This window comes from Methanobrevibacter sp. (genome assembly GCF_045116495.1).
Taxonomy (GTDB): Archaea; Methanobacteriota; Methanobacteria; order Methanobacteriales; family Methanobacteriaceae; genus Methanocatella.
The window spans coordinates 1-2,884 of sequence record NZ_JBGULU010000067.1; the positions used below are offsets into that span (position 1 = coordinate 1).

Here is a 2,884-nt window from a genome sequence, read left to right on the forward strand (position 1 = left end):
AGCAAGAGTAAGCTATATAATCAATTTAGCTTTACTCTAAAACTCTTTTTGAATATCTTCAACGATTTCAACAAATCTTTTAGATACCACATCATCAGGTGAGATTGTTGCAATAACACCATCCTGATTTGGTGAATCAGACACTCTTTCTTCAATAGGCAAATCGCCCAAATAGGTAATTTCCATTTCATCGGCGAAAGCCTTTCCGTTTCCTTCACCGAAAATGTGGAGTTTTTCATCACAGTGTGGGCAGATGTAATAAGCCATGTTTTCGATAAGGCCGATTTTTTTGATGCCCATCTGTTCCACCATCTTGACACACTTCAAGACGTCTTCCTGAGATACTACATTAGGAGTGGTTACCATTATCACTGCATCCGCATCAGGGATTGTCTGCAATACTGTTAACGGTTCGTCTCCTGTGCCCGGCGGGTTATCGATAATTAAATAGTCAAGTTCTCCCCAGTGGGAATCTGAAATCAATTGTTTGATTGCACCTGTTTTTTGAGGTCCTCTCCAGATAATCGGGGTGTCAATGCTGTCCAATAAAAATGCCATTGACATTACTTTCAAACCGCTAGGAGCAACAACAGGAAACATTGAATGTGAATATTCCTGTTTTTTCTTTTCGATGAAAGCCAATTTTTCATCGTCATCCTTAAAGTCCTGACTGGCGAGTCCTGCTTCTGTGATTTGCTTGAACTGTTCAAACTGATAGTTGTGGAAAGCTTCACCGTATAATTCAAGACCCAGCATTTTAGGTATGTTCGGTCCGTGGATATCCGCATCAAGAATACCTGTCTTAAAGCCTAATCCCTGTAGGGTTTCGGCAATATTGGCTGCTACGGTTGATTTTCCAACTCCTCCTTTTCCACTCATAACAACGATTTTATGTTTGATTTGACCAAGATTGCGAGCTAGTCTTATTTCCTGTTCAATCATTTGTCTTTGTTGTTCGGGGGTCATTTGGCCTCCGTGACCATGATGTCCATGTTCTGCCATTTTATCATCTCCAAAAACTTTTATATTTAATTAAATTTTTTACTTACTTCTTCAACTGCAAGGATTAACGGATCAGTAACCATTGATACCGGAGGTGCATAAGCAAATTCCATGTTGCTTAAATCAAAGCAGGTCAAACCTTCTGTAATGGCCAATGTCATTGTATCGATTCTTTCAGCCACCCTTTCCTCTGCTATGATTTGACATCCAATAATAGTTCCATTTCCGTCACATATAACCTTGATATCCATAGGTTTTGCATTTGGATAGTAACGTGCCCTTGTAAGTGCTTCGACCTTTTGAACTACCGGTCTGATTCTGTTCTGCTGTGCAAAACTGGTAGTGTATCCTACAGCACCAAATTCCAATTTGCCCACTTTTGATACCATTGAGTTTAAAACCGGATTGAATTTTGATTTCTTATCGCATATTGTACGGGCCAATGTTTTTGACTGACGAACAGCAGTAGTACCTAATTGTGAAATTGTGTTTGAACCTAAAATCAGGTCTTTTGATTCGACACAATCACCAAGTGCATATACGTCCTCCACTGAAGTTTCCATCCTGTCATTTACCATGATTGCCCATCTTCCGATTTCACAGCCGGCCATTCTTGCAAGGCCTAGTTCTGCTCTTACACCAGTTGCCATGATAACCATATCTGCATCGTATAATTCCTCATCTCCAAAGCATGCCTTTTCGACTTTTCCGTCCCCAATCAGTTTTGTGATTGGTTTACCTAAAACCACCTGGATTCCTTCCATCTCCAAGTATTTGACTAAAATGTCTGACATGTCCTTGTCAAGAGATCTTGGAACAATCTGAGGCAACATTTCACTTAAAATAACATTCAAACCCTGTTTTTTAAGAGCAAATGCGATTTCAATACCAATTAAACCTGCACCGGTTACTATTGCACTTTTTGCATCTTTCATTGCTTCCTGAACTCTTTTTCCATCATCGATATTTCTGATTCTGAATACTCCATCCAAATCTGCTCCATCCATAGGAGGGACAAACGGATTTCCTCCGGTAGCAAGCACCAGTTTATCATAATCCATGACAACTTCGCTACCATCTTTTTCATAAGTTACTGTTTTTTTATCTGAATCGACCGCAGTTACTTCCGCTTCGACGATAACTTCAATGTTTTTATTCTGATAATCTTCAGGAGTCCTCATCACAATATCATCAAAAGAAGGGATTGTACCTGAGAGTACATAAGGAATGGCGCATGGTGAATATGCCACTTTGTTGTCTCTTGTGATTACTGTAATTTCTATTTCTTTATTAAGTTTACGTATATTGGAAGCTGTTGAGATTCCTCCAGCTCCTCCGCCTACAATTACTACTTTCATTATAACAAAACCATTTTAAGATTTATAACAGTAATATATATAATAAGAAACATATAAAAAAGTAACTATTTTGAAAGGTTTTGTTTAAAAATGAGAGAAATTGAATTTAATTTAGATGAAAATCCGTTTATTAATTTTCTATCAGCACGCTATGCAATATCAGCCCGTGTTAATGTCGAGTCCATGTGGAAGTGGTGTCATGAAAATGACAAGTCATTCTTTATTATGAGCCTTGGTTGTCTTATGAATGCGGTAAACAGTGTTCCTGAGCTTAAAAGAAGAATTATTGATGGTAAAGCTGTTGAATATGATTATCTTGAAGGTTTAACTCCAATAATGGATGAAGGGAATAAAATATATAAGGAAATGCGAGTTAAAACACCACAGGAATTTTCAGACATTATTGAATGGCATGATTATGTCAGGATACTATCCCAAGACATCTTAAGCGGTAAAAAAGAAGGATACATACTAGAAATGGAACAAAGGGACTTGACAAATATTGCCAATTTCTCATGCATTCC

General features: G+C 38.0%; 3 protein-coding genes. 1 reads left to right on the forward strand and 2 read right to left on the reverse strand.

Annotated features, from left to right (window positions below):
- Positions 1–36 precede the first annotated feature (36 nt).
- Together ACJMLH_RS03190 and ACJMLH_RS03195 are read right to left on the reverse strand one after the other, a co-directional pair.
- Positions 37–1,002 (reverse strand): Mrp/NBP35 family ATP-binding protein, encoded by a 966-nt coding sequence (locus ACJMLH_RS03190; protein WP_405274659.1) that lies wholly within the window; start codon positions 1,000–1,002, stop codon positions 37–39.
- A 26-nt stretch (positions 1,003–1,028) separates the two neighbouring features.
- Positions 1,029–2,360, reverse strand: coding sequence for an FAD-dependent oxidoreductase (locus ACJMLH_RS03195; RefSeq protein WP_405274661.1), 1,332 nt, complete (start codon positions 2,358–2,360; stop codon positions 1,029–1,031).
- A gap of 90 nt (positions 2,361–2,450) precedes the next feature.
- Between ACJMLH_RS03195 and ACJMLH_RS03200 the strand changes: the two genes are divergently transcribed.
- Positions 2,451–2,884, forward strand: a 434-nt coding sequence (locus ACJMLH_RS03200) for a chloramphenicol acetyltransferase (protein ID WP_405274663.1), incomplete at its 3' end; no start/stop codon positions are given.